Genomic DNA, 26,944 nt, shown 5'->3' with positions numbered 1-26,944 from the left:
ATCTGCCTCAAACAATACTAAAGCTGATGCTTTAACTCTTTTACCCATAAAGCGGTAGCCCCACATACAGCTACAGGCATGACCAAAAAGTTGAGTATAGGGATCATCGAAAACACACTAACGGTAATGCCAAAGCTATAGCTTTTAGAACGGTTTGTTTGTAAGACATCTTTCATCTGAGCAAAAGGCACTTTATGATTATCAAAAGGGTAATCACAATATTGTACAGCCATCATCCACGCACTAAATAAAAACCACAATATTTGACCAATAAAGGGCAAGATAAAAAATAACAATAAAAACCCAATGGCTCTGGGCACATAATAAGTAAATTTGGCCAGTTCACGGCCTAAGGTACGTGGAATGTCTTTAAATGCATCCATAAGGCCCGAGTCATCCATGGCTTGGCCGGTTAAATGTTGTTCCACTTTTTGTGCTAATAAACCGTTAAAGGGGGCGGCTATCCAGTTTGCTAAGGTCCCAAAGACCAATGCAAAAATAAGTAAAATACTGATCACTGCTATGGGCCAAATAATGTAGCTTAACCCGGTTTTTAACCAAGCTAACCACTCCCAGTCTGGAATGAGATCTGTCATCCACACTATGCTGGCACTAATTTCGCCAAACAAATAATAAAACGCAGCGCTAAATAAAATTAAATTAATGGCCAATGGGAAAAACACAAAACGTTTTAATCCTTTAGTTGTAATTAAACTAAACCCTTGAAAAAAATAATCCATATTGCCCCTTTAAAGGAAAATAGCGTCAATCAAAAATACCCAGATTAGACGCGTTTAATTTAGTATTTATGTGTGCCAGTATACGTAACTCAAAAAGACTAGCAAAACGTCAATTGTTACACTTGATGACTTTTGATACATTCGTGTATTGAAAGACAAAAATAATAAAAATATCAACCTTATATGCGCTTAAAAAAAATAAAGCTGGCTGGATTTAAATCCTTTGTAGATCCCACCACTATTCCATTTCCAGATGATATGACCGCGGTAGTCGGGCCAAACGGCTGCGGTAAATCTAATGTGATAGATGCGGTGCGCTGGGTATTAGGCGAAAGCTCAGCTAAAAATCTACGTGGCGATGCCATGACAGATGTTATTTTTAACGGTTCAAGTGCCAGAAAACCTGTGTCTCAATGTAGTGTTGAATTAGTTTTTGATAACTCGTCGGGACGCATTCAAGGTGAATACGCAGGCTACAACGAATTGTCGGTTAAGCGCATAGTCACCAAAGACGCTCAGTCTAGTTATTTACTTAACCATGCTAAATGTCGCCGCCGTGATGTTACCGACTTATTTTTAGGCACAGGTTTAGGGCCGCGCAGTTACGCCATTATTGAACAAGGCATGATTTCTCGTTTAATTGAATCTAAGCCCCAAGAGTTAAGGGTGTTCATTGAAGAAGCCGCTGGAGTCTCAAAATATAAAGAGCGTAGAAGAGAAACCGAAAACCGCATTCGACATACCAAAGAAAATTTAGAACGTTTAGAGGACGTACGAGGCGAATTAGGCCAACAGCTAGAAAAATTACAACGCCAAGCCGCAGCGGCTAAAAAGTTTAAAGATCTAAAACAACAAGAACGCCAATACAAAGCGCAGTTGGCTGCACTGCGTTGGGTTAAACATAACGATAGCATTAGTCGTTTAGAAGCGGAAATTGAACAAAAGAACGGCGAAATTGAAGCCTATGTTAGTGCTCAGCGTAATGAAGAAAAAGATATCATTGAATTTAAACAGCAGCAGCAAGATTTAAAACAACAACTGAGTGATATTCAACAACAAGTGTTTAAAGTGGGCAGTGATATTAGCCGCATAGAACAAAATCAAATTCACACCAAACAAAGACGCCAACAGATTGAACAAGAAATAAAAGCGCTGAAACAAAGTATTGAAGAAAGTGAAAATCATCAGCAACAAAATCAAGCTAAGGTTTTACATCTTAAAACCCAGCTAAACCAAGTTGAACCAGAAAAAGCGCTGCTCGAAGAAGAAGTTGAACAAGCTCAAAGTGCACTGCTTGACGCCGAAGAACAAATGCAAAACATGCAGCATCAATGGCGCCTTCAAGATCAACAGCTCAATCAACAAAAGCAACAAGTGCAACAATATCACGGCCAAATTCAGTCTTTGTTGTCTATGCAAATGCGTACTCAGCAACGAATACAAGAAATTGACCAAGAAATATCTGAGTTAACAGACCAACAATTAACTCAACAGATTGAGTCTTGTCAGAACGACATTAGCCAGTTAGAACAACAGCTGGCACCACAACAAAGGGCGCAAACACAAGCTAAACAGCAATGCCATGATGCAGGTACAAAACTCGAACAAGTCAAAAGCCAATTGTTAAATACCAAGGGGCAGCAGCAAAGCTTAGAGGCGCAACTGGCCGCATTAACCACACTGCAACAAAGTGTTGAACAACAGAATAATGACCAACAACAACTGGATGAATTACAGCTAAATCACCAAGCATGGTGGCAAAGTTTAGATATCCAAGAATGCTGGGAGCTGGCATTTGAAACCCTAACTCAAGATTGGCAACAAGCAGTGTTAATTGATGAGCCAAATAGGCCATCAGAATTAGCCTCTATGCCGGGCAATAAATGGTTATTTTTGTCTGATTTTAGCCAAACTGCAGTAGCGGGCAGCATTGCCAGTAAGTTAAATAATCAGCAGGTACCAAGTTGGTTAAACACTATTTTTGTGGCCGACAATCTTAGCCAAGGTTTAGAGTTATTGGGGAAACTAACCGATTCTCAGAGCGTTATTTGTCAAGACGGACTGTGGTTAGGTAAAGACTGGATGGTAGTGGGTAGCGCATCAGATCAAAACAGTCAACAAAGCGGGCGTCTAATCCGCGCCAAACAAATTAACACTTTAACGGAACAAAAAGCTCAAATTGAAGAGCGAGTCTCAGTGTTAACTCAAGAAGTGGCCCAAGCAAAAACTGCGCTAGACATTGCCCAGCAAAATGCCGAACAGTGTCAAAATCAGTTAGACGCTACAAACCAAGCACTACAACAACAGCAGCATCAATTACATTTGTTAAATCAGCAGAAAGAGCAAGGACTGCAGCGCCATCAAAAACTGCTAAACGAACGTGAAAAACAACAAGATACAGCCAGCCAAGAAAATCTACAGCTAGAAGAATTGGCGCTCAAAGTAGAAGAATTAGAGCAAACACTAGAAGAGACACAAAGCCAGCAATTGCAATCAGAAACGCAAAGAGAGCAGCAGCAAAATCAGCTAAGCCATGCCAGAACTCAACTTGATGCTAAAAAGAATGGGCTTCATCAATTAGCCTTAACTTTGCATAGTGTACAAAGCCAATATCAAGTCATTATTGAAAGTCAGACGCGTGATCAAGATTTGTTAACCAATATGCAAGAAAAACATAGCATACTCGAGGCTGAATTTGCCGAATTAGCCTTACCACTAGAAGAACAACAAGAAAACTTACAAGTGTTACTTGAGCAAAAAGCCGAATTGTCCTTGTTACAACAAGATGTGCAAGAGCAACTTACAGTAGTAGAAGAAAAACTTTTAACTGCTGAAAAAGGTCAGCAAGGGGTGACCGATAAAATCCAAAGCATGTTAACTGAATTGCAAAGCATCAAAATTGAATGTGAAGGTGTGCGGGTGAGAGCAAAAGGCTTACTTGAGCAGCTGCAAGAGATGCAACAAAATATCGACAGCTTAGTACAAAGTTTGCCACAAGAGGCCACAGAAGCAGGTTGGCAAACGCTATTAGATAAAACCACAAGTGCAGTATCGCGTTTAGGTGCGGTTAACTTAGCCGCGGTTGAAGAATACGAATCTCAAGCTGAGCGCAAAAAACATTTAGATGAGCAAAATACCGATTTAGTCTCGGCCTTAGAGATTTTAGAACAAGCCATTCGTAAAATTGATAAAGAAACCCGCTCTCGCTTTAAAGAGACCTTTGACCAAGTGAACGATGACTTAAAAACCTTGTTTCCAAAGGTGTTTGGTGGCGGTTCGGCTTATTTAGAATTAACTGACGATGACTTGTTAGAAACTGGAGTAACTATAATGGCAAGACCTCCAGGAAAGAAAAACAGCACAATTCACTTACTTTCGGGTGGTGAAAAGGCGCTGACCGCTTTATCATTAGTGTTTGCTATTTTTAGACTGAATCCAGCGCCATTTTGCTTACTCGATGAAGTTGATGCGCCTTTGGATGATGCTAACGTAGGACGTTTTTGTAAACTAGTTTCAGAAATGTCAAAAACTGTACAGTTTATCTACATTACGCACAATAAAATTGCCATGGAAATGGCGACGCATTTAACCGGTGTGACTATGGCTGAGCCTGGCGTATCACGCATGGTGGCAGTGGATGTAGATGAAGCAGTGGCCATCGCACAGGCCTAGTAAAAAATGATTCAAAAGTATTCACGAATAATAAAAAACGGGTAGTTAAATGGAAGCAGAGGGTTTACGTTGGTCTTTATTAGTTATTGGCAGTGTGGTGATTGCCGGTTTAGCGGTGCATGGTATTTGGGTATCGCGCAAAAATAACGAAAAAAGAGCCAGAGCAGCAAAACCAAGTCAATTATCTGAGCAAGATTACGCTATGGATAATGAGGCAACAGACAGGTTTTCCTCAGAATCTGCATATTCAGACCAAGGGCTTGAGCAAGATTGGTCAATGGATAGCTTTACTGCTAAGCAAGATCCTGTGATCGATGAACAAGATTTATCTTTAGACTCAGCAACAACAAAGTTCGAAAAAGAGAAACCCGCCAACCAAGCCACAGATTTAGACCATAGCCACAATGACTTTGATGACTTAGGGTTAGGCGCGGTAAGAGTTGTGAGCAATTCTTCTAGTGCACAGCCTCAGGATAAGTCGACTGAAGAAAACAACCCAGTCACAGCTAGTTCGAGCCAACCAGCAAGCCAAGCTAAGCCTGATTCAGAGGTTACAGGCCAAAGCCCGGTTAAGCCTTCGTCTGGTAAAGTTTATGCATCTGTTGTTACTCAGCCTAAACCAGAATTTGCTGCCAAATATCAATCCTTAGCCGCAGAAACTGTGGCCATTTCTCAGCAAGAAAGAGGGGCTGCAGCCAACCATAAGATAAAAGCTAAAGTATCTAGCTCAGATGACAATGCTGCGGCACTTGCCGGTGTAAGCAATCTAGACAATCACCAAGCGCCAGAGCCACCGCCATTTTTGTTAAAGAAAGATCCCGAAATAGAAGCGGCGGCGCTTAAGTCACAAGACAAACCCAAATATATAAGCCATGAAACTCCAGTAGAAGAGCCAACAGTTGTTAGCAGTGCGCCTAGTCCAGAGCTAGCTACAGAAGACAGTAATTTAGCTGAAAAGTTAACCTTGGCAGAACAAGCCAGAAATTTAGTTAAACGCAAAAAAGTCGAAACCGTTAAAAAACGCCGTGAGCCTAAACTAGCCGAAGATCAATTGGCCATTAACTTTGATGATATACCAGAGCCAGATACTCAGCTTCAAGCTGAGGCACAGCCAGAAAAAAGTCCTCAAACTAGTCAAACTCAAGCTAGCAGTGAAGCTGCGCAAGAGCAAACTCAAGAACAGCCCCAAGAAGTTTTAGTGCTGAATGTTAAAGTGGCAGAAGGGCAGAGCATAGCTGGTGCGGCCTTGTTACCTATGTTGTTAACTTTAGGGTTTAAATTTGGTGACCAAGATATTTTTCATCGTCATGTAAATTCTAATGGGAAAGGCCCAGTGTTATTTAGTTTGGCCAATATGTTTAAGCCCGGTAATTTTGATATAGATAATTTAGAAAACTTTACTACCCAAGGTATTTCATTATTTATGCTCTTGCCTATCGAAGGTGAGCCGCATCAAGTATTTAACATGATGCATAATGCCGCACGTAAAATTGCTGATGAGTTTAATGGGCAAATTTACGATGCTAAAAGAGTGTTATTGACCAAACAAAGCTTACAACAGTACGTAGAAAAAATTCGCGAGTTTGAACGAAAACGCATGTTAAAACGTTAAGTTTTATTCCTCATTTTAGCCCTCAAATACACTTTGAGGGTTCGCTTAACCTTATTTTATGGAATGCTTTTTTATGGCAGCCCCCGAACAAATTATTAGCCAGTTAGCCCAACTTAAAGCCACTATTGCCGAATACAACTATCAATATTATGTGCTCGACAATCCAAGCGTGCCAGATGCCGAATATGATCGTCAGATGCAAGCTCTGATAGCCATAGAGCAGCAATATCCTGAATTATTAACGCAAGATTCGCCCAGTCAAAAAGTAGGCGACATGCCCCTGCCAGAATTTGAGCAGGTTGAACACGAACAACCTATGTTGTCTTTAGATAATGCCTTTGATGAAGCGTCATTTTTAGCCTTTGAAAAACGTATGCAAGATAGGCTAAAAGACCACTCTGAAATTCGCTACAGTTGTGAGCCAAAATTAGATGGTCTAGCTGTAAGTTTGTTGTACGAAAATGGCAAATTAGTACGAGGCGCGACCCGTGGAGATGGCCGAATTGGCGAAAACATAACCGCAAACGTGCGCACCATTCGTAATATTCCTTTAACCCTAAGAGGCAATGATTACCCAGCACGGTTAGAAGTACGTGGTGAAGTTATTATGACTCGCGATGGCTTTGCTAAATTAAATCAAGAGCAAGCTAAACAGGGTAAAAAGGTTTTTGCTAACCCTAGAAATGCCGCGGCCGGCAGTTTAAGGCAGTTAGACTCACGTATCACCGCAACCCGACCCCTACTATTTTTTAGTTACTCATTAGGTTTAGTGGAACAGTTACAGCAACCTTTGGCCATTAGTCATAGCGCAAGGTTAACTCAACTAAGTGAATGGGGATTGCCATTAAGCAAAGAGTTGCAAGTAGCGCAAGGGGCTAAAGCCTGTTTAGACTATTATCAACACTTAGGCCAGATCCGCGATAGTTTAAATTACGATATAGACGGGGTGGTCTTTAAAGTTGACGACATTGACATTCAACAAAGCTTAGGTTTTGTTGCCCGAGCACCGCGGTGGGCCATAGCCCATAAATTTCCTGCACAAGAAGAAATGACTCAAGTGTTAGACGTTGAGTTTCAGGTGGGACGAACCGGTGCCATTACCCCAGTGGCTAGGTTAGAGCCTGTCTTTGTAGGGGGAGTTACCGTATCTAATGCCACTTTGCATAACCAAGACGAAATCCAACGTTTAGGCTTAAAAGTTAAAGATAGCGTTATTATCAGGCGCGCAGGAGACGTGATCCCGCAAGTGGTGTCTGTGATTTCTGATAAACGTCCTGACGATGCCTACGATATAGAATTTCCTGAGGCTTGTCCTATCTGTCAATCGGCAGTAGAAAAGCTAGAAGACGAAGCCGTTGCTAGGTGTACAGGCGGTTTGTATTGCCCGGCCCAGCGCAAAGAAGCCATGAAACATTTTGCTTCGCGCAAAGCTTTTGACATAGATGGCCTAGGCGACAAAATCATCGAACAGTTAGTAGATGCTGAATTAGTTAAAACCCCAGCCGATTTTTTCAAACTTGAACTAGTACAGTTAGCCAATTTAGAACGTTTAGGTGAAAAGTCTGCGGCAAACCTGCTTAGTGCAATAGAAAAAAGTAAAAGCACTAGCTTAGCCAAGTTTTTGTATGCGCTAGGCATTCGCGAAGTAGGGGAAGCGACAGCAGCGAACCTAGCCTCGCATTTTTGTGAATTAGAAAAGATCCAACAAGCCAGTTTAGAAAGTTTGCAAGAGGTAAGTGATGTAGGAGCAATAGTGGCTCAACATCTAGTCAACTTTTTCGCCGAAGAGCACAATCAGCAAGTGATACAAGACTTATTGGCGGTAGGGATAAACTGGCCTAAAGTCGAAAAAGTGGCGTTAGACAACTTACCTTTAGCAGGTAAAACCTATGTGTTAACCGGTACCTTACAAGAAATGGATAGAGCCCAAGCTAAAACTAAACTGCAGGCCCTCGGGGCCAAAGTCTCGGGAAGTGTATCCGCTAAAACCAGTTGTTTAATTGCAGGTGAAAAAGCGGGCTCAAAATTGACCAAGGCCGAATCTTTGGGCATAGAAATTATGAATGAAAGCCAAATGTTAGCGCTTTTTGCTGAACTAGAGCTTAAATAAAAGATGAGCATGTGGCAAAGTGTACTAAATCAAATAAGCCAATGGATGACACCTTACTTTAGTGAAATTTCATTAACCATTATGGCCACTATTATGGTGGTGTATGGCGATGTGTTAAATAAACACATAAAGTTATGGCTGAAACCTTACCATTTTATCATTCGCACTTTGTTATTTGTGTTGGTATGTGCTTTTGGTTACGGCTTGCTACTGGTGTTGACCACGCCTTTAATTAAACAGCTAATTTTGGCATTTCCTTACCTTTATCGCGGGGTGGCAGTAATAGCTATATTTTTAGTTTTGGGTTATTTGGCAGACCATAGACGTTACATATGATTAGAATAAGAGTTTAAGCAACAAAGGGGTAATTTATGTATACATTATTTGTTCTGCTGCTAGTGCTTTTTCTTTGGTTGTTACCGATTATTTTGGTGGCCAGCTCTGAGCGTACCCAAGGTAAAGAAAAGCTTGCCTGGTTGTTGTTAATTATTTTTGTCTCTTGGCTGGCATGGGTCTTTTATGCCTTACTTGCACCGCTCAAATCTAAGGATGAATTGCACTAAGTACCTTAGCCCATTTGTGGGAAGTGCTCACCTTGCATAAATTGTTGTTTTTCAAAGGTTACAGGAAAGGTTCGGGGTTTGGAAAAGCGTAAAATTCCAGCCTTGGGATCTAACTGACAAATATATTCGGTTTTGTTTTCTGGTACTTGTGAAACAATCACACCCTGATTGTCTATGGCAACGTTAAATGACTTTTCTTGAGATCTTGCAGAGATATAGCGGATCAACTCTACACCTTGTTTTCGAGCCGCTTTACCTACAGCTTGGCTGGTTGCATAACTCTGCGGATCGGCCAATTGTTGTTGCAGTTGTGCATGCTTAATTTTGCCTAAATCTAAGGCTTTGGGAGTGGCAACCTCAACAAAAAACAATGAGTGTTGGGATTGGATCACGCCAGGAAAAGGGGCTTGTGTACCTTCAATAAGATAAAATCGATAAAACGCCGCTTCGCTTAAACAAGTGTGAATATCTTCACTGGCATAAAAATAACTAGGCTCATGCACAGTGCCAAAACGTGAACCATAAGCCAAAGGTGGATAGCGAAAAGGCGTAGCAATTAAATAGTGAAGATCTTCGGTTGCTGGTGCGTAACTGGGTTTATATTCATCAAGTAATTGTTCGAGTATTGCTTGTTCTTCTAAATCATCAACTAAAGAAGTGGTGGCCGCGTATTCTTGAGTTTCTACCATTCTACACACAGATTTAGCGTAAGGGCTATAGCCTCCTGCTGCGCTAAATACTTCTTCTATGTTCAAGCTTTACCTCTAATAGCATCTAAATAAGCATTAATATTGACTAAGCCGGTTACACTAAATGTTAAGTCTTTAGGCACACCTTTTAGATGAGTGTTATGGTTTTCGAACCAATGCATCATGCTAGTTAAATCACCGCCAAATAAAGCAAATAAAGAGCGATACAAACGAATAAACAAAATTTGTAATTCACTTTGTTTAGAGCTTTTTTCAAAGGCTTCTTTACGCAGCAAAGTAGAGCGACCCACACCTATAACTTTTGCACCTAGGCTGTCTGACATACCTAAGGCTTTATAGGCATTGGTATAGGCCTTCATGACTATCTGTTGCTCTGCTTTAGGCCTAGTAATTTGTATGTCTTGCATGAATACCTCTGCAATTTATTAAACACTTTTCCATAGCATAGCACAGCAATCCAATATGAGACAATTTTTGGCTTAATGTCTCAAATGGTTAGTTTGGTGTTTTTTGTGATTTTTCCAAAATTCTTAAATGAAGTGTTAACCAGCCTAATTGCTAAGAATTATATTGGTTTAAAATTTATTAATTATCAATAGCTTACCCTGATAGTTGAAATAGTTTAACGATTTAATCTTGACTGACATTTAAACTGTGCTTACTGTATTACTACAGCTGGTACAGTTATTGATGGTTAACTTATATGTGGATTAAAAAAGGTCATTATGTCTGACGTTAAAGCAGTCAATATTCATATTGCACCCGGGGATACTCGGCCAATTTTTAAACAGATAGTGGATGGTATTCGCATGCAAATTGCCTGTGGAAATTTACCTGTAGGGTGCAAGTTGCCAAGTGTGCGAGGTTTAGCAATGCAACTGACAATTAACGCCAATACAGTGGCCAAAGCCTATAACGAACTCACAACGCAGGGATTAGTGGAAGCCAGACAAGGATTAGGTTTGTTTGTGAGTCAACCTCGACAACAGCTAAGCCAAGCAGAACAACAAAAACGTTTAGACAGCGCTATACAGATCTTTGTTAATGAAGTGGCCTATTTGGACTATCAGCCACAACAAATATTAGACAAGTTATCTGGCGCGCTAAGCAAGTTAGCAACGAGCAGTAAAGATGAGACAGGAAATCATGAGTCATAATTGCATTGAAACTTTTCAGTTAACCAAACAGTTTGGTAACAAAACCGCAGTCAATCATTTGGATCTAACTATCAAAATAGGTGGCATTCACGCTTTTGTTGGTAGTAATGGCGCAGGTAAATCTACCTTGTTTAGATTATTACTTGGGGTGGCCAGTCCTTCCTTTGGTTCGGCAAAAGTGTTGGGCCAAGACTGCCAAAACTTAAGCACTGAACTACGTGGCAAAGTAGGTTATGTGAACGAAGAACATACTTTACCTAATTGGATGACCGCCGAAAAAGTCGTCGCCATGCAAAAACATTTTTACCCAAAATGGAATGACAGAATTTACCAAAGAGTGATTGGCTATTTTGATGTGGATCCCAAGCAAAAAGTTTCAGGTCTTTCCCGTGGTGAAAGAGCAGGGTTTAATCTTTCCATGGCCTTAGCGCAAAGCCCTGAGCTTCTTATTTTAGATGAACCAACCTTAGGCCTTGATGTGGTTGCTAAGCAGTCTTTTCTAGAAGCAATGATGTTCACCGAAACCGAAAATGACGCCACTATTATTTATTGTTCCCACCAAATGGAAGAAATAGAGCGGGTAGCAGATAACTTAATTATTTTAGAAAAAGGCCAATTAAAAAATAACAGTGCGCCGGATGAATTTGTTGAAAGGATCTCAAGCTGGATAGTCGACTTTGATACTAAACCAGTAGATAAACAGGCCATTGATGGTTTGCTTAGTTCAAAATTTATCGACGGCCAACATCACTTGGTGACTGTTGATCAATCAGCGGAGCAATTTAGGCAACACCTAAAAGCCTTAGGTGCTTCACAAGTGCATCAAGTGGGTGTCACCTTAAGTAGCGCTGTGAACGCATTTTTATCTAAAAATCACCATGTGCCAGTGTAAGCATTAAATCAAATTATTTAGGAAGTTATCATGTTTGAATTAGCTAAAAGTGAGTTTGTTCGTTATCAAAAGTGGGCATTATTGATTGTAATCATGTTGCTTGCGCTGCTTGGTTTTATCAGCAAAATTAAACCATTGTTAGAGGCCAACGGCGCCCAGACGGCGTTAGTAAATATGGCATTTTTAACTGGCAGTTTATTCTTCGGAATATTTCAAATGGCCTTATACAAACGCGCCAACCAATGGACTTATTTGATTCATAGGCCAATTAGTCCCGCAAAAATCTTTTGTGCGCTTAGTGGCGCGGGGATCTTACTACTTGTGTGTGCCCTAGGTTTACCCTGGTTAATTAGCATGTCTGGCTTAGATATGTTGACTAATACTGTGGTTGAGAGTCGCCATTACCTGCACCTGGTATTTTTACTACTCACTTGTATTATGTGTTATCTGATAGGGACTCTAATTGTACTCAATGCTAGTTATGGTGTTGCCGGTTTGTTGATCATGTTGGTTATTGTGATGGCGCCTATTGCTAAAAATACCTTAGTACAATTTTTACCTGTGCTGACTATCATTGCGGGCCTATTTTATTTAAATCTAAAAAGCTTTAAACCTGACCTCAGCCAATATTTAACCCAGCCTTTTAGTTTAGTGTTACTGGCAGTGCCCTTGAGTTTTGCCATGTTATTTTGTTTAACCATGGCCGGCACTATGGCCTTTTATCATATCCCCAAATTTATTGCCGGTACCCACCCTGATAGTAATAGGGTAGAGGGCACCTATCGTTATTTGTGGAACTATGATGAGGCAGATACCCCAGAATATATTTTGCAGAATACCGATACTGCTTTAGCGCAAAATATGATCCAACAGGCTAAATTAGCCGAGGTAAATTGGGTTGATATTGAGCCTTGGACCTTTCCGCGCAAAGGTCAATTGTACGTTGATGACTATCAATATGCTTTGAGCCATAAACAAACCAATTCTATTTGGCAATTTTCACATTCTGAAATGGTTTTGCAAGGGATCAGCAGCGCCACAGGTAAACCAGTTGGCATATTGGGGCAAAATGGTTTTGTGGATAATTTATCTTTAGTCACTGATAAGGATAGATTTAGCGAAGTGCCGTTTTTATTGGGTGAAAAGCACCTAATGACTCGCACTGTTATTTATCAGGTTAACTTTAAAGAGAAGTTATTAAGTGAAAAATTTAGGTTAACTGATAATGAAAGGTTTATTGGTATCCCAAGAATAAACAAAAACTTTATTTCTATTGCCACCAATAAACATCTATTACTGTTTGATCCTCGCGCATATCAAGATGAATATCAACAAACTGCACCAGACTACACAGTGCCACATCCTGTGCCAGTTAAAAACCTCACTTCTTTGCGGGTATTTCAATTAGCCGATGGATATTTATTTACATATTTTGGCCCAGACCATTTTGGCTTTGACCGACCTGGTGCCCAAGCGTTTTACGCAAGACTATCCGGTGAAATAGACTATGTTGGTGGCAGAGAGTTTACTGAGTTTGCTCATCCAGCTTGGATTAGAAGTGCTTTGTATGTGGTTTCACCCGTTTTGTGGGGAGCACAAAATGTGATGTTTAATATAATTGAACCATCCAAAATACAAATATATTCATTGTCCGAAATTCGTCAAATGCAGTTTCCTAAACAAGTGATTAGCCTAGCGGTTTTATTGCATGTAATTAGTTTGTTGGGAGCAATAATCATTTGTCGTAGACACAGGTTACCTCCGGCTCAAGTAGCAACTTGGGTATCTTTATGTGGCTTTTTAAGTTTGCCTGCTTTGGCTGCCTGTTTACTGCTTAATCCTTGGCGCCCAGTTGAAAAATTGTCACTTGCTGGCACAAAGATACAAACCAATCCTGCTTAAACCTAACGTGCTGCTTGTTATCAGGCAGCACTTTATCCTTATTACTTAATAGAGTTTTCGCCTATGTCTAATAGATACGAATTGCTTCCTTGCGCGAACTTTTTGGCAGGTTGGTTAACTTTGATAACTAGTCTATTTTTGGCAAGTACTAGCCATGCAGACTTGTTAAGTCAAGCGATAGAAACAAGCCAAGCCAGTAAAGTTGCTCCGCTAATACCGCGCAGTCAGCTTACCCAAACCCAATATGTGACTAATCAAAATCTATCACCAGATGGGCTCTATTTAACGTATATTTTGAATAAGCCTAAACACAGCGAGCTATGGTTGCTGGATATCAATCAAAACCAGCATCGAATGTTGTTTAGTAGTAAAAGCATGGATCAGGCTTTTTGGTCAAAGGATAGTCAGTTTTTATTTGTTGAAAACAAACAAGGTGTGAAAGGAATTAGCATTCAAGCAAATGCCTTTGCCTTGCTAATTACTCAAATAGATGAAAGCAAAGATCAATATTTTTATGGGGTAGATAACAGTCATCCGCAAGCCATAATTATCTCGGAAAAAGACTTTAAAACTAATCAACATCAGCTTATCCGAATATCGTCACAGGGCGTTAAACAGGTTTTACATAACAGTTCAAAGCGGGTTTTAGATTTTATTTTAGATGATGCTGGAAAGGTTACTTTTATTAAACAGCAGGTAACTCAAGCCGCTGCTTTATTTGATATTCGAACTGGTAAAGCAAATTTGATAAAACACTGTGATTGGTTTGATAAATGCGCTTTACAAGCGTTTGATAAGCAAAAAAACACCTTATTAGTCAAAGCCAGATTTGAGCAAGATTTAACGGCCTTGTGGGCCATACATATTCCCAGTTTAACTACCAATCTACTGCATCAAGATCCCAAAGGTAAATTTGATTTAACTAAAGTATATTATGATCAGTTAGGTAATCCGCGACTCGCTCTGTATCAAGATCAGTTTTATTCGCAATATGCCTTAGATACCGCAAGCCAGAGACAATTGTTACTTTTGCAATCTCAGTTGGCTAGTTACTCGCAGCCACACACAGTTTGGTTATTTAAAGCCAGTGCAAACTTTAAAGTTTGGATGGCCTTAGATGTAAGCTCGAATAAGCCAGAACACGCTCTTTACTTGTTTGATATGCAATCTAAAAAACTAACTCAACCTTTAGCGCCTATTTATACAAATGATAAAAATGCACTTCAGCAGATAGCTGCAAAACTTTTATTGCCCAAAGTGGCGATAGAATATCAAGTCAGTGACGGTATGTGGCAGTTTGGCTATGTAACTTTGCCGCTAGGTAAAAAAATCAATCAAGTGCCAATAGTAGTGAAACCCCACGGTGGGCCATGGTCTAGGGTTACGGGGGATTTTGATCAGCTTACTCAATTGTTAGCCAACCGAGGGTACGCCGTATTTGAACCAAATTTTCGAGCCTCAACAGGCATGGGTAAAAACTATGTCTTATCGGCAAATAAAGATTTTGGTAATGGTCGGGTGCAACAAGATATTATCGATGGTCTGGATTACTTGTTATCTAAAGGAGTAGGGGACAGAGATAGCTTAGCCATTTATGGCCATTCATTTGGCGGATTTTCGACTTTGGCGGCTTTAGCCTTTACGCCTGATTTATTTAAAGTCGGTATTGCCGGTGCGCCGCCTGCTGATATTGCTCAATCAGTCAAATTGTTAAGGCAACAAGCCAAAAGTGATGATCAGTTATTTGGTCAATTAACAGTGAATAATTTAGCCCTAGATCCAGATGACGAACTGGCAATGCAGCGGTTTTACGCCAAATCTCCTGATGATCATTGGCAAAATATCAAAAAGCCTATTTATATTCTGGCTGGAGGCAAAGATCACAAAGTTTCCATTGCTAAAGTAAAAGATTTTAGCCTTAGGCTAAATCAAGCGAATAAGCCCATTAGTTTATTGGTGGATGATTTAGAAGGGCATAGCCCAAAACGTGAGATTGCCCGTGAAGGCTATTTTTACGTGCTGGAAAAGGCTTTGGCCACTCACCTTAAAAGCGATTATCAGCAAAGCCTTAGCCCACAACTTAACCTCTATTTAAAACGCCATATTGTGCTAGACAATAATGCCTTGTTGCCAAAGTAGCCAAACACCTAAACCGGTGCTTGGCTGCTCTCATGGGCCACTTCGTGTTTTAAGGTTAGGCCAATCAATATAATTGCCCCTATACAGCCGCCAACCAGTAACACAAATCCACCGTCCCAACCAAAATGATCCACTGTATAGCCTAAGGCAATGTTGGCCACCACAGCGCCACCTAAATAACCAAATAGCCCAGTTAAGCCTGCGGCTGTGCCTGCGGCTTTTTTGGGTACTAATTCTAAGGCAAATAAACCAATTAGCATGACTGGTCCATAAATCAAAAAGCCAATAGCCATTAATGCCGCAATGTCGATATCAGGATTACCAGCAGGATTAAACCAATACACTAAGACCGCCAGCAACACTAATACCATATACAATATGGCCGCAGGGGCACGGCGTCCTTTAAACCAAGCATCACTGATATAGCCACAAAGTAGGGTACCAGGTATGCCCGCCCACTCGTATAAAAAATATGCCCAAGAACTTTTGTTAAATGAAAAGTCTTTAACTTCGTATAAATAAGTGGGTGCCCAATCTAGCACGCCATATCGAATGAGGTAGACAAAAGCGTTGGCAACGGCAATAAACCACAGCAATTTATTGTTTAGTACATAAGTTAAAAAAATCTCTTTAGCACTAAACTCGTTTTCGTGAGTATGTTGATAATCCCTTGGGTAGTCATTGCGATGGGCTTCAATGGGGGGCAACCCGCAAGATTGAGGGGTATCGCGCAAGGTTAAATAAATAAACCCTGCAATAAAGGTTGCTACTATAGCAGGCACATAAAATATGCTGTGCCAATCATTAAACCAGGCCATACCTAAAATGGCTAATGGCCCAATCAAGCCGCCACCTACGTTGTGTGCTATATTCCACACAGATACCACTTTTCCACGTTCGTTACCCGAATACCAATGCACCATAGTTCGCCCACAGGCTGGCCAACCCATGCCTTGTACCCAACCATTCAGGAACAACAAGATAAAAATAGAGGTAACACTGGCTGTGGCCCAAGAGGTAAAGCCAAATAAAAACATTACCCCAGCAGACACTAACAGACCAGTGGTTAAAAAAGTTCGGGGGTTACTGCGATCAGAAACGTTACCCATTAAAAATTTACTTAGTCCGTAGGCAATAGATACCGCAGACAGGGCTAAACCTAATTGACCTTTAGTAAAGCCTTGTTCTTCAATTAAAAAAGGCATGGCCAATGAAAAGTTTTTTCTAACTAAATAATAACCCGCATAGCCAACAAAAATGCCCATAAATACCTGCCATCTTAGGCGTTTGTAATCTTCATCTACTTGTTCTTTAGGCAGGGCAGGAATATGAGCATCGGGTTTAAAAATACCAAACATAAGTGATTGACCTAATTAAGTTTTGTCTATTTAACCAGATTAGGCCTTAGGGTGACAAGGAGGATTTAGCTCAGTTAGTTTGCACCTTATTTGTTCTAAAACTTAGAAAACGGTCGCACATGCTAAGTTATTTGATCAATATACTTTCTAATTCTTCTAATGACTTGCCTTTAGTTTCAGGTAAAAATATCAGAATAATCATCAGGCCAACGCAGGCAAACCCGCCATAAATAGCAAAAGTAACTGACGCCCCTAAATTAGATAACTCCCATGGAAAAACCAATTGCACTAAAAAGCTAATGGCTGAATTAATTAGACCCACAAAAGAAATGGCGATACCCCTGATTCGATTAGGGAATAACTCTGAAAAGAGCACCCACATAACCGGCCCTAAAGACATGGCAAAACAGGCCACAAAACCTAATATGCTAATTAAAATAGCCGTGCCATTCATGTGAATAGCAGCGGCCACTAATTCAGCTTCAAATTGTAGCGCTTGGGCAGCGGGTAAGGCTTCGGCAATGGCGGCTTTAAACGCCAAATCACTGTGGTAAGTGTTTCCAACTAAAGCTTGCAGTGCTTGATTATCTAGTTGTGATGAAAGGCGGGTTAACGAATCAGTGCTTAGCTGATAGGTGGCCGCATGAAACTGATAGGCCAAACTAAACATACAAATAATAATGCCACTCACCCCCATTATTAATAAAGACTTACGCCCAATTTTATCGATTAGGGCTATGGCCAATAGGGTAAAGACTACATTAGTGATACCTACTAAAATAGCCTGCATAAAAGATGCATCTGTACCTAAGCCAGTTTGTTCAAAAATCATAGGGGCATAAAAGAAAACCGCGTTGATGCCTGTGATTTGCTGCAAGATGGCAATGGATATGCCCACTATCATCACTAATCGCATAGAAGGTGTTAATAGGTCTAAAAATGAGCCTTTAGTTTTGCTTTTATCTTGGGCAATACTTTGGTTAATTTGTTGTATTTCTTGGGTTGCGCTGGTGTCTCCTAAAGCGCACTTTAAAATCTCGGTTGCTTCTACAACACGGCCTTTCATCATTAACCAGCGGGGACTTTCTGGCACTATCGCCAAACAGATAAAATACAAGAGCGCGGGGATCGCCTCTATACCTAACATCCAACGCCAGTTCCATTGCTCTAAGCCCAAAGATTGCACCCAAGCACTGTCTGAGTTGGCAGCTTGTAATATGAGGTAGTTAGTAAAAAATGCGACAGAAATGCCTAATACAATATTGAGTTGATTTAGCGATACCATGCGCCCACGGTATTTTGCTGGACCAATTTCGGCAATGTACATAGGCGCAATAATGAGTGCCGCCCCTACACCTAAACCGCCCACCATTCTGGCAATGACTAATATTATAAAGCTTGGGGCTAAGGCTGATGCTATGGCCGAAACAAAAAATAATAGGGCCGCGACTTTTAATATGGTTTTTCGACCAAACTTATCACTTAAGGGCCCTGCAGTAACCATAGCTAAGGTAGCGGTAAGGGATAAAGACGCTACCGCCCAGCCTAATTGAATTTTGCTTAAATTAAATTCTGGCTCAATAAACTTAACCACGCCAGATATCACAGAAGCATCAAAGCCCATAAGAAATCCACCTAATGCAACTATGATAGATACATAGAATACGTAAAAAATATTATGTGGCTGAGGTGTGGTCATTTTGAAGCCTTTATTTTTAGTTAAAATATTGTAAACATGCCAAGTTAGATCAAATCAGGTTGAAATAACCCCAGTTTTCGTTCAAAAGGTCTGGGCTTGCGTTAGAGCGGATTTGTCTGCTAGCCGTGCCCTAGTTGTCTGTGTAAACTGGCTCAAGCAAAAATGCTTTTAATATAAAAACCTTTACCTAAATCAAGTGCTTGCGTTAGGGTAAAAGGAATAAGCTTAGGTAGGGGAACAATGAAAAACGGGTTAGTTAATCGAGCTGTTATTTTTCTACATAGGTTTGCTATTTATCGCTTTGGTTTATTGCATGTCAGTTTTTGGATCTTTGTTAGTGTCATCAGTTTTTTCTCATTAACCCTGTGGTACGGCCCTTATAATATGGGGCATATGATGCACATACTTGTGCAGGCGCTTATGGGTTTAGGCTGTTCTATACTCTTGTATTGGTTTTTTATGGCGATTTGGAATAAACCTTTTATTCCCCGAGCCAGTTTAGGCCTAGTGATGGTGTTGTTAGGTGCCTTTATTTTTACCGTAGCACGAATAGAAGCCTTTGTTTTTTTAACCCAAGACAGTGGCACTTGGAGTGAATTTGGTGGCTGGCACTTTGGCAGTGTGTTTATATTATTATGTTGGACTGGCCTGTTTCATGGACTGCGCTACAACGATTTATTACAAACCGAACATCGCATTATGCTTAGGGCCGAAGCTGAAGCCCGCGAAGAGCAAGTAAAACGGATCCGCGCCCAATCTATCGCTCGCGATGCGCAAATTAAAATGCTTAGATACCAACTTAATCCACATTTTTTATGTAATACCTTAAATGCGATTAATTCTTTGGTTGAAGTGAATGAAACCCAAAAAGCGCAAAATATGACAGTGCAACTGAGCCGATTTTTACGGCATTCTTTAGATAACAACCCCGATACCAAAATTACCTTAGAAAACGAAGTTAAAGCCCTTAACCTGTATTTAGAAATTGAAAAGACCCGCTTTGGGGATAGATTAAAATTAGACTTTAATATAGAGCCTGAAGCTAAATTGGCCTTAGTACCAAGTTTACTGTTGCAACCTATAATCGAAAATTCAATGAAACACGCCATTGCAGAAAACGAAGCAGGCGGAACCATATCCTTGTATGCCAAAGTTCAAAATAGTCAATTGGTGATGCAGCTTAGTGATACCGGAAATGGACAAAAACCAAGCGAAACTCACTTAGACAACTCAAGCTCAGGTGGCGTAGGATTACGTAATACCAATGAAAGATTAAAAGCCTTATACGATAATTTATATGCCGTGGAGTTAACAACCCTGTCTACAGGTGGCTTAAAAACCAGCATAAGCATTCCTTGTGAATACCAAGAATCTTGCCGTATTAGCGTGTCGCCAACTAAAGTTAGCGACAGCAAATAAGAGAATTAAAATGGAAAAATTACGTACTTTAATTGTTGATGATGAGCCTTTAGCTTTAAAACTGTTGCGGGCAAAATTAAGTAAATTGGCGCAAGTAGAGATAATAGGTGAATGTCGTAATGGTAGAGAAGCCAAAGCCGCTATTTTAGAGCTCGCCCCAGATCTAGTATTTTTAGATATACAAATGCCGGGCCTAAATGGTTTTGATGTAGTGAAAGGCCTACAAAATGACGTTTTACCCTTAATTGTATTTACCACCGCCTACGAACAATATGCACTCGATGCCTTTGAAGTGCATGCGGTGGATTATATTTTAAAGCCTATAGACGATGAGCGAATAGCACGGGCCGTAGAAAGAGCCATAGCAAGGCAAGGTCAAACTAATGATGTTGGTAATAAAACCCCTATTATCGGCGCCATTAACAGCATTAATGCGCACGAAGCTAAACCTAAGCATGACAAGCCAGATCATGATTTTATTGATAAAAAAGTGGTGATAAAAGATCGCGACGAAATCACTATATTAAAACAAGCAGATATTGAATGGGTAGATGCAGCAGGCGACTATGTTTGTTTACATGCAAAAGGCCAAACCCACATCAAACGTAGCACCCTTAAAGAGTTATTAATTGAATTGGATGATATGGTGTTTAAAAGGGTGCATAGATCAACCATAGTAAATCTAAACTTTATTGATAAAGTCATCCCCCATACCAAAGGCGAGTTTTTTTTATTGCTTGGTGAATTTGAAAAAATTAAAGTTAGCCGCAATTACAAAGGGGCGATTAAGCACTTTTTAACCGGTGAATAAGCCAGCCCAAACAAGTGTAAACTGGGGCTAAAGCGAAAAACGTTCACGTAAAAAATGTGCAATACCATCGTTATGATTGTCACCAATGACAGCGCTGGCCGAGCGTTTTACTTCATCTGTGGCATTTTGTGGTGCATAACTTTCGTCGGCTAAAGCAAACATACTTAAATCGTTATCACCATCACCAAAACACATAACCTTGGTTGCCCCTAACTGATTTTTTAATTGGGTTACGGCCGTGCCTTTGTTTGCATGGCTGTGATGCACATCCATCCAACGCATGTTGTCGCCTTGAATGGCTTTACCAGAATAGGCAATGAGTGCCTGGTTGAGGTTTAGTTCGCGCCACATATTTTGAATGGTTTGGTTGCTGCCTATCATACTAATGTTAGTGACTTGTGCCTGAGAGGGTAAGGCTTCAAGAGGCAGTAGTTTTGCACTACTGACAGAGAAGTAATCTTCAACTAACTCTTGTTCAATTGCGCTTTTAATTTCGCTGTGAAAAATAAAATGTTGATGACCTTCTACTGAATTGACAAAGGGGGTAACGCCATAGAATTTGGCAACCGAAATGATATTCGCCACTTCTGTTGGGCTTAACAGATTTTCTAGGGTGAGGGTTTGAAGATTAGGATCCCAAACCGTTACACCATTATTATAGATTTGCGGAAGTTCAAAAACTTGATTTTGCAATATGCGCTGAGCAGAGAGCATGGTTCGCCCAGTGGCAACTGTATAGGCAATGTCTTTTTCGGCTAAAAGCGCCAAGGTTTGTTGGGTAAAAGGGGAGATTTGAGAGGCATTGTTTAACAATGTGCCATCTAAATCAAAAAATATCAGTTGCATAAAATCACTACCACCACAAAGCTAAAGAAAGGCCCAATGCATAGACTGCACTTTACCATTAAATAGTTACGTACCCATAGCCAATTTAGTTTACTTGTAAGCTAAATTAAGGCGGCTTTTATTTTTTGCCGCCTTTAGATTTTCCTGCTTTGGCCTTAGGCTTTTTGTTTTGATGAGCAGATTTTTCGCGACTAATATGGGTGGCGCTGGCTTTATTACTGCGACTTTTATGAGCTTTTTTGGCCACACTTTTTAACAAGCTCACTCTGTTACTCACTTCAAAACCAGGCTTATTGATACGTTTAATTTTACTGCCAATCAATTTTTCAATGCGCGCTACAGTGTTTTCTTCTTCGCGACTGACCAAAGAAATGGCATGTCCGTTTTTACCAGCACGGCCGGTTCGTCCAATACGATGTACATAGTCTTCTGGCAAATAAGGTAAGTTGTAATTCACCACATAGTCTAAGCCGTCAATGTCTAACCCTCTGGCCGCCACTTCTGTGGCAATCAACACTTGCAACTTAGCTGACTTAAAATCGGCTATGGCGCGGCGTCTGGCGCCTTGGCTTTTGTCAGAATGGCATACTGCAGCGTCGATTTTAGCTAGCTTAAGTGCAGCCATTAGCCGATCGGCTTGCTCTTTAGTGCTGGTAAAAACCAATACTTGAAACCAATTTTGTTCTTTTAATAATAATTTGAACAGGTCAATTTTTCGCGCTTCTTCTACCGGGTACATGACGTGTGAAACCGTATCTGCTGTGGCATTAAGTTTGGTTACGCGTATCACTTGGTGATTATTCAATAGCTTATGTGATAACTCGTTTAGGGCTGGAGATGAGGTCGCGCTGAATAACAAGGTTTGACGTTGTTTAGCAGTATACTGCAGTAGGTTTTGCACATCACTAATAAAGCCCATGTCTAACATACGGTCGGCTTCGTCTAGTACCACAAATTCAGTGTTGGCTAAATTTACCTGACTCAATTCTAAATGCTCTAACAATCGCCCTGGAGTAGAAATAAGAATATCTACGCCATCTTTTAACTTGCTTGCTTGTCCACCTAATTTAACCCCGCCAAATATGGCTAATACCTTGGTGGGCAAAAATTGTGCATAAGTACTTATGGTTTGGCCTAACTGCTCGGCTAGTTCTCGGGTAGGGGTTAAGATCAAGGCTCTTGGACTACCAGGCTGAGTGGCTTTGGGTTTGTCTAACATTTGCTGCAATATTGGCAAGGCAAAAGCGGCGGTTTTACCCGTTCCTGTTTGAGCATTAACTAATAAATCTTTGCCTCTTCTAGCTGGCACTATGGCTTGTGCTTGCACAGGTGTCATCTGGGTGTAACCACAAGCATCTAGGGCTTGTTGGATTTCTTGGGCTAAACCTAAATTTGAGAATTTCATAGTGTTCCTGTGCATGCTAAATTTTGAGGGCGAAATATACAGTATTTACTGAGAAATTGCATAAATTAGTCGCGAGCAAAGGTAAAGGATGGGTTTTAGGCTAACCAGCAACAGGGGCGATTAGGATAATTAAAGTCTGAGAGTTTTACTGTTACAAAAAGAAAAAAGCCGTTAGCATGAAAATTCATCCAAACGGCCCAGGGAGTTGCAGTTCACTACGCTGCCTTAATAAGTCGTTCAATTGTTAACAAAAGTTCAAATTTTTTTTAGGATAACTCATGAAGCGATTAAAAAGCTTGGCATTCATCAGTACATTTTTGCTGTTTGGTTGTGATAAAAACGAAGTAGGGGATATCTCATTAGGCGTATTTACCACTCAAGATATTAAACTCAATACCTTGGTTGATCCTATAGTGACTGGTGTTACCTGCCATGTAGCTAGCATAGAGGCAGATTTAAGTTTGTCTGACCCTTCTGATAGCTCTATTGCTTGTCGGCAAACCGGTGAAATTACTGCTGCCATGATAGCTGCCATTGATAAGTCTAAATCAGGGGAGGTGGTGTTTAAAAAGTCTAAAAGTGTATTTTTTAAAAGTATGAAGATCCGCCGAGTTTTTGATGAACAAAGTCAAACCTTAATGTATGTGTCTTATTCAACCAAAGAAACTTCTGGTAGCTTTAAGCATAGTTTATCAACTGTGCCACTTTGGGGAACGGCAGCCTACAAACCAGCCACAGTAAGCAACTAACCCTCTAAATGTGAGTGGTTGGTTAGAAGCTAGAAACAAAATTTATCGGAAAATCCAATGCACGATTTAAATAAAAAGATACTTGATGATTTAAAAAACGATCAAGCGGCCAATCATTTTTCTGAAGAACAGGCCAATGCGTTGCAACTAATAGGGCAAAGCTTTAAAGGCACCTTTAGATTAACCTTTTTGGTGGTGTTAGCCTTGCAACTCGTGTTTGCTGGCTTAGCCATTTATTGCGCTTATGAGTTGGTGAATGAATCAGATTTAGGCATGAAAATAAACTGGTTAGCCGGTACCTTGGCTAGCACTATTGGCTTTGCCATTGCACGGCTATGGTTTTTTATGGAATTAAACCGATTGTCGGTCATTCGTGAAATCAAGCGAGTAGAATTGCAAGTGTCCTTGTTAGCAGAAAAACTCAGCGACTAACCAAATAAAAAGCCGGTTATACTGAGAAAAATATTTTAGCGCCTGTCTTTTGGGCGAAGGGTGTTAATGCTTAACTAGTCAAACTTATATGCCTAGTTGTGGTAAATTAACGCATATAAATCAACTGCATATATCTTGTTCTAGCATAAATGGATCAGTATGAATGAAAGCGTTTAAACGCTTATTAGGGCTTATTTTAGTATTAGTTTCACCTTTGGTCTTGGCTGAAAAAGCCTTGGTCGCAGTTGCCTCTAATTTTAGTCAGAGCATGCAAGTATTAAAGCAAGCTTTTGAAGCTAAGAGTGAGCATCAAGTGGTGCTCAGCTATGGTTCATCGGGCAAGTTTTATGCACAAATTAAACAAGGTGCTCCATACGACTTATTCTTTTCTGCCGATCAAGCCAAGGGCATAGCCTTAGAGCAAGACAAGCTAATAGTTGCGGGCAGCCGTTTTACCTATGCCATAGGTAAGTTGGTGTTATGGTCGGCTAAAGGTGAATTTGCTCAGCAGCTGCTTACCAAGTTTAAGCAAAATGCATTTAACAAATTAGCCATGGCCAACCCTAAATTAGCGCCATATGGGCAAGCCGCTATCCATGTATTAACTCATATGCAAATGCTTGATCTTACTCAGGCAAAATGGATACAAGCAGAAAATGTGGCACAGGTATATCAGTTTGTGCACTCTAAAAATGCCGATTTAGGCTTTGTGGCATTGTCTCAGCTGGTGAATAAACCTGCAGCTGTAGGGCATTATTGGCTGATCCCAGAGGCATATTATCCTGCCATTAAACAAGATGCAGTGTGGCTTAACCGGGCGCAAACTAATCTGGCGGCTAAAGCGTTTTTAGATTTTGTAGCTAGCCCACTAGGACAAAGTATTATCAGCCAACAAGGCTATAGCACAATACATAAGGAGCCATTATGAGTTTGTCTGAGGCAGATATGGCAGCGATTTGGTTAACCCTGCGACTTGCCACTACTGTCACTATATTGTTGTTGATTATAGGTACGCCTATTGCTTGGTGGTTGGCCAGAACGCAATCTTGGTTAAAAGGCCCAATTAGTGCCATTGTGGCTCTACCTTTAGTGCTACCCCCCACTGTTTTAGGTTTTTACTTGTTGTTGGCTATGGGCCCAAATGGCGCTATTGGTCAATTTACTCAGGCCATAGGCTGGGGCAGTTTGGCTTTTACTTTTTGGGGCTTGGTATTGGCCTCAATGTTGTATTCGTTACCCTTTGTAGTGCAACCCATTCAAAATGCAATGCAAGCCATAGGCGAACGCCCATTAGAAGCAGCAGCAACCCTTGGAGCTGGGCCTCTAGATAGATTTTTTAATGTGGTTTTACCTTTGGCTAAACCCGGTATTATTACTGCTAGTGTGTTGGGGTTTGCCCATACAGTGGGCGAATTTGGCATAGTGTTAATGATAGGTGGCAGCATACCTGATAAAACCCGAGTGGTATCGGTACAAATTTATGATCACGTTGAAGCCTTAGAATATGCTCAAGCTCATGCTTTGTCTGGGGTGATGGTGATTTTTGCGTTTAGCGTATTGGTGATTTTGTATGCCATGCAAGGTAAAGGTAAATCCTTAGGGTTAACCTATGGTCGTTAAAAATGTAGCAACAGAGCCTAACTCGGCCAAGCGTATTCAAGCTGCATTTAGCTTGGTTTATTGCAAGGCAACCCGCGACGTTTTTAGCTTAGATGTAAATATTGACCTACCTGGGCAGGGGGTAACCGCTATTTTTGGTGAGTCTGGCTCAGGTAAAACTAGTTTACTTAGGTGTATTGCTGGTTTACAAAGTGCTGCAATGGGGCAGTTATCTGTAAATGGTGAAGTATGGCAAAGTGATACTATTTTTGTTCCTACTCATAAACGTAGTCTGGGCTATGTATTTCAAGAAGCCAGTTTGTTTGAGCATTTGTCGGTGTTGGCGAACCTTAGTTTTGCCATAAAACGCAGTCGAGTGGCTGTACAGCCAGAGTTATTTGCGCAAGTGACTCAGATAATGGATATAGAAAAGCTTTTACAGCACATGCCAGCGCAACTCTCAGGAGGAGAAAAACAACGGGTGGCCATGGCTAGAGCTTTGCTTAGCCAACCTAAATTGTTACTTATGGATGAACCTTTAGCGTCTTTAGATACAGCACGTAAATGCGAAATATTGCCTTATTTAGACAACATACGCAGGCACTTTAAGCTGCCCATTTTATATGTGTCTCATTCGTTAGACGAAATAGCTCAGCTTGCTGATTACGCTGTGGTTATGCAGCAGGGAAAGGTTTTGGCTCAGGGCCAAGCCACAGACTTATTTTCGCAAGTTGAATTACCTTTAGGTATAGACAATGAGTTAGGGGCTTTGGTGGATTGCAAGCTGATAAACACGGATCAGCAGTGGCAATTAATGCAACTTGGTTTTGATGGGGGGCATTTATGGTTACCCAAAGTCGAAAATAAAACCATTAGACGACTTAGAATTTTAGCCAGTGATGTGAGTGTAACTTTAACTCAACCAACAGACACTAGCATAGTCAATGTATTAGCTGGCAAAGTGCTTAAGATCCATGAACAACACCAACAACCAACCTGTGTGGTAACTGTGTTAGTAGGCAATACAACTTTATTAGCACAGATCACTAAAAAATCTGCGCATAAGCTTGCCTTAAAGGCCAATCAGAAAGTGTGGTTGCAAATAAAATCTGCGGCCATAGTTAGATAA

General features: G+C 40.7%; 23 protein-coding genes. 16 read left to right on the top strand and 7 right to left on the bottom strand.

The genetic code is table 11. The features are described 5' to 3' along the window. Positions 1-17: 17 nt before the first annotated feature. Positions 18-740, bottom strand: coding sequence for a sulfate transporter CysZ (cysZ, locus tag ACVCDT_RS13370; RefSeq protein WP_447133287.1), 723 nt, complete (start codon positions 738-740; stop codon positions 18-20). Positions 741-923: 183 nt separating this feature from the next. Here cysZ and smc point away from each other — a divergent pair, with 183 nt between their 5' ends. The 5 genes from smc (at position 924) to ACVCDT_RS13345 (ending at position 8,697) form a co-directional block, all read left to right on the top strand. Next, positions 924-4,412 (top strand): chromosome segregation protein SMC, encoded by a 3,489-nt coding sequence (gene smc / locus ACVCDT_RS13365; RefSeq protein WP_447133286.1) that lies wholly within the window; start codon positions 924-926, stop codon positions 4,410-4,412. A 49-nt stretch (positions 4,413-4,461) separates the two neighbouring features. Beyond that, positions 4,462-6,024 (top strand): cell division protein ZipA, encoded by a 1,563-nt coding sequence (gene zipA / locus ACVCDT_RS13360; RefSeq protein WP_447133285.1) that lies wholly within the window; start codon positions 4,462-4,464, stop codon positions 6,022-6,024. A gap of 73 nt (positions 6,025-6,097) precedes the next feature. Beyond that, entirely contained in the window at positions 6,098-8,134 is a 2,037-nt protein-coding gene (ligA, locus tag ACVCDT_RS13355; protein ID WP_447133284.1) for an NAD-dependent DNA ligase LigA, read from the top strand. A 9-nt stretch (positions 8,135-8,143) separates the two neighbouring features. Further along, positions 8,144-8,470: a DUF3392 domain-containing protein gene (locus ACVCDT_RS13350; RefSeq protein WP_447133283.1), complete on the top strand. Its 327-nt coding sequence runs from the start codon at positions 8,144-8,146 to the stop codon at positions 8,468-8,470. 35 nt (positions 8,471-8,505) lie between these two features. Further along, positions 8,506-8,697: a hypothetical protein gene (locus ACVCDT_RS13345; protein ID WP_447133282.1), complete on the top strand. Its 192-nt coding sequence runs from the start codon at positions 8,506-8,508 to the stop codon at positions 8,695-8,697. A 5-nt stretch (positions 8,698-8,702) separates the two neighbouring features. On the opposite strand, the gene ACVCDT_RS13340 is transcribed toward ACVCDT_RS13345, so the two are convergent. Together ACVCDT_RS13340 and ACVCDT_RS13335 are read right to left on the bottom strand one after the other, a co-directional pair. Then, the gene (locus tag ACVCDT_RS13340; protein WP_447133281.1) at positions 8,703-9,452 is read right to left on the bottom strand and encodes an RES family NAD+ phosphorylase; all 750 of its coding nucleotides are present in this window, start codon (positions 9,450-9,452) and stop codon (positions 8,703-8,705) included. Next, positions 9,449-9,814, bottom strand: coding sequence for an MbcA/ParS/Xre antitoxin family protein (locus ACVCDT_RS13335; RefSeq protein ID WP_447133280.1), 366 nt, complete (start codon positions 9,812-9,814; stop codon positions 9,449-9,451). Before ACVCDT_RS13335 ends, ACVCDT_RS13340 begins: the two co-directional genes overlap by 4 nt. A gap of 318 nt (positions 9,815-10,132) precedes the next feature. Here ACVCDT_RS13335 and ACVCDT_RS13330 point away from each other — a divergent pair, with 318 nt between their 5' ends. From ACVCDT_RS13330 to ACVCDT_RS13315, 4 genes are all read left to right on the top strand, one after another. Continuing rightward, the gene (locus ACVCDT_RS13330; RefSeq protein WP_447133279.1) at positions 10,133-10,564 is read left to right on the top strand and encodes a GntR family transcriptional regulator; all 432 of its coding nucleotides are present in this window, start codon (positions 10,133-10,135) and stop codon (positions 10,562-10,564) included. After that, positions 10,554-11,456, top strand: coding sequence for an ABC transporter ATP-binding protein (locus tag ACVCDT_RS13325; RefSeq protein ID WP_447133278.1), 903 nt, complete (start codon positions 10,554-10,556; stop codon positions 11,454-11,456). The genes ACVCDT_RS13330 and ACVCDT_RS13325 overlap by 11 nt, the downstream gene beginning before the upstream one ends. Positions 11,457-11,486: 30 nt before the next feature. Beyond that, a complete protein-coding gene (locus ACVCDT_RS13320; protein WP_447133277.1) occupies positions 11,487-13,358 on the top strand; it encodes a hypothetical protein in 1,872 nt (623 codons plus the stop codon). 120 nt (positions 13,359-13,478) lie between these two features. Further along, on the top strand, positions 13,479-15,497 hold the full coding sequence (locus tag ACVCDT_RS13315) for an alpha/beta hydrolase family protein (RefSeq protein ID WP_447133276.1): 2,019 nt from the start codon (positions 13,479-13,481) through the stop codon (positions 15,495-15,497). Between the two features lie 8 nt (positions 15,498-15,505). Here ACVCDT_RS13315 and glpT read toward each other — a convergent pair whose 3' ends face one another. Then, positions 15,506-16,855 (bottom strand): glycerol-3-phosphate transporter, encoded by a 1,350-nt coding sequence (gene glpT, locus ACVCDT_RS13310; RefSeq protein WP_447133275.1) that lies wholly within the window; start codon positions 16,853-16,855, stop codon positions 15,506-15,508. Between the two features lie 127 nt (positions 16,856-16,982). Next, positions 16,983-18,554, bottom strand: coding sequence for a sugar porter family MFS transporter (locus ACVCDT_RS13305; protein ID WP_447133274.1), 1,572 nt, complete (start codon positions 18,552-18,554; stop codon positions 16,983-16,985). 240 nt (positions 18,555-18,794) lie between these two features. On the opposite strand from ACVCDT_RS13305, the gene ACVCDT_RS13300 reads away from it, so the two are divergent. Both ACVCDT_RS13300 and ACVCDT_RS13295 read left to right on the top strand, forming a co-directional pair. Further along, entirely contained in the window at positions 18,795-19,973 is a 1,179-nt protein-coding gene (locus ACVCDT_RS13300; RefSeq protein WP_447133273.1) for a sensor histidine kinase, read from the top strand. 10 nt (positions 19,974-19,983) lie between these two features. Then, positions 19,984-20,784, top strand: a complete 801-nt coding sequence (locus ACVCDT_RS13295; RefSeq protein ID WP_447133272.1) for a LytR/AlgR family response regulator transcription factor — start codon at positions 19,984-19,986, stop codon at positions 20,782-20,784. Between the two features lie 27 nt (positions 20,785-20,811). Here ACVCDT_RS13295 and ACVCDT_RS13290 read toward each other — a convergent pair whose 3' ends face one another. Together ACVCDT_RS13290 and ACVCDT_RS13285 are read right to left on the bottom strand one after the other, a co-directional pair. Next, a complete protein-coding gene (locus ACVCDT_RS13290) occupies positions 20,812-21,630 on the bottom strand; it encodes an HAD family hydrolase (RefSeq protein WP_447133271.1) in 819 nt (272 codons plus the stop codon). A 118-nt stretch (positions 21,631-21,748) separates the two neighbouring features. Further along, positions 21,749-23,035, bottom strand: a complete 1,287-nt coding sequence (locus tag ACVCDT_RS13285; RefSeq protein ID WP_447133270.1) for a DEAD/DEAH box helicase — start codon at positions 23,033-23,035, stop codon at positions 21,749-21,751. Positions 23,036-23,313: 278 nt separating this feature from the next. Between ACVCDT_RS13285 and ACVCDT_RS13280 the strand changes: the two genes are divergently transcribed. The 5 genes from ACVCDT_RS13280 (at position 23,314) to modC (ending at position 26,944) form a co-directional block, all read left to right on the top strand. Beyond that, positions 23,314-23,784, top strand: coding sequence for a CreA family protein (locus tag ACVCDT_RS13280; RefSeq protein ID WP_447133269.1), 471 nt, complete (start codon positions 23,314-23,316; stop codon positions 23,782-23,784). A gap of 57 nt (positions 23,785-23,841) precedes the next feature. Continuing rightward, a complete protein-coding gene (locus ACVCDT_RS13275; RefSeq protein WP_447133268.1) occupies positions 23,842-24,216 on the top strand; it encodes a DUF6768 family protein in 375 nt (124 codons plus the stop codon). 163 nt (positions 24,217-24,379) lie between these two features. Continuing rightward, on the top strand, positions 24,380-25,144 hold the full coding sequence (modA, locus tag ACVCDT_RS13270) for a molybdate ABC transporter substrate-binding protein (RefSeq protein ID WP_447133267.1): 765 nt from the start codon (positions 24,380-24,382) through the stop codon (positions 25,142-25,144). Then, positions 25,141-25,836 carry a molybdate ABC transporter permease subunit gene (gene modB, locus ACVCDT_RS13265; protein WP_447133266.1) on the top strand — a complete coding sequence of 232 codons (696 nt, stop codon included), beginning with the start codon at positions 25,141-25,143 and terminating at the stop codon, positions 25,834-25,836. Before modA ends, modB begins: the two co-directional genes overlap by 4 nt. Beyond that, positions 25,826-26,944: a molybdenum ABC transporter ATP-binding protein gene (modC, locus tag ACVCDT_RS13260; protein ID WP_447133265.1), complete on the top strand. Its 1,119-nt coding sequence runs from the start codon at positions 25,826-25,828 to the stop codon at positions 26,942-26,944. Before modB ends, modC begins: the two co-directional genes overlap by 11 nt.

This window comes from Paraglaciecola aestuariivivens, from assembly GCF_052983255.1.
Note: the sequence above shows the minus strand (reverse complement) of the source record. Positions and strands in the feature narration are given on the sequence as shown.

Bases quoted from the DNA above. Each gene is read 5' to 3' on its own strand.
- cysZ (WP_447133287.1), bottom strand. From the start codon at position 740: ATGGATTATTTTTTTCAAGGGTTTAGTTTAATTACAACTAAAGGATTA.
- smc (WP_447133286.1), top strand. From the start codon at position 924: ATGCGCTTAAAAAAAATAAAGCTGGCTGGATTTAAATCCTTTGTAGAT.
- zipA (WP_447133285.1), top strand. From the start codon at position 4,462: ATGGAAGCAGAGGGTTTACGTTGGTCTTTATTAGTTATTGGCAGTGTG.
- ligA (WP_447133284.1), top strand. From the start codon at position 6,098: ATGGCAGCCCCCGAACAAATTATTAGCCAGTTAGCCCAACTTAAAGCC.
- ACVCDT_RS13350 (WP_447133283.1), top strand. From the start codon at position 8,144: ATGTGGCAAAGTGTACTAAATCAAATAAGCCAATGGATGACACCTTAC.
- ACVCDT_RS13345 (WP_447133282.1), top strand. From the start codon at position 8,506: ATGTATACATTATTTGTTCTGCTGCTAGTGCTTTTTCTTTGGTTGTTA.
- ACVCDT_RS13335 (WP_447133280.1), bottom strand. From the start codon at position 9,814: ATGCAAGACATACAAATTACTAGGCCTAAAGCAGAGCAACAGATAGTC.
- ACVCDT_RS13330 (WP_447133279.1), top strand. From the start codon at position 10,133: ATGTCTGACGTTAAAGCAGTCAATATTCATATTGCACCCGGGGATACT.
- ACVCDT_RS13325 (WP_447133278.1), top strand. From the start codon at position 10,554: ATGAGTCATAATTGCATTGAAACTTTTCAGTTAACCAAACAGTTTGGT.
- ACVCDT_RS13320 (WP_447133277.1), top strand. From the start codon at position 11,487: ATGTTTGAATTAGCTAAAAGTGAGTTTGTTCGTTATCAAAAGTGGGCA.
- glpT (WP_447133275.1), bottom strand. From the start codon at position 16,855: ATGTTTGGTATTTTTAAACCCGATGCTCATATTCCTGCCCTGCCTAAA.
- ACVCDT_RS13305 (WP_447133274.1), bottom strand. From the start codon at position 18,554: ATGACCACACCTCAGCCACATAATATTTTTTACGTATTCTATGTATCT.
- ACVCDT_RS13300 (WP_447133273.1), top strand. From the start codon at position 18,795: ATGAAAAACGGGTTAGTTAATCGAGCTGTTATTTTTCTACATAGGTTT.
- ACVCDT_RS13295 (WP_447133272.1), top strand. From the start codon at position 19,984: ATGGAAAAATTACGTACTTTAATTGTTGATGATGAGCCTTTAGCTTTA.
- ACVCDT_RS13290 (WP_447133271.1), bottom strand. From the start codon at position 21,630: ATGCAACTGATATTTTTTGATTTAGATGGCACATTGTTAAACAATGCC.
- ACVCDT_RS13285 (WP_447133270.1), bottom strand. From the start codon at position 23,035: ATGAAATTCTCAAATTTAGGTTTAGCCCAAGAAATCCAACAAGCCCTA.
- ACVCDT_RS13280 (WP_447133269.1), top strand. From the start codon at position 23,314: ATGAAGCGATTAAAAAGCTTGGCATTCATCAGTACATTTTTGCTGTTT.
- ACVCDT_RS13275 (WP_447133268.1), top strand. From the start codon at position 23,842: ATGCACGATTTAAATAAAAAGATACTTGATGATTTAAAAAACGATCAA.
- modA (WP_447133267.1), top strand. From the start codon at position 24,380: ATGAAAGCGTTTAAACGCTTATTAGGGCTTATTTTAGTATTAGTTTCA.
- modB (WP_447133266.1), top strand. From the start codon at position 25,141: ATGAGTTTGTCTGAGGCAGATATGGCAGCGATTTGGTTAACCCTGCGA.
- modC (WP_447133265.1), top strand. From the start codon at position 25,826: ATGGTCGTTAAAAATGTAGCAACAGAGCCTAACTCGGCCAAGCGTATT.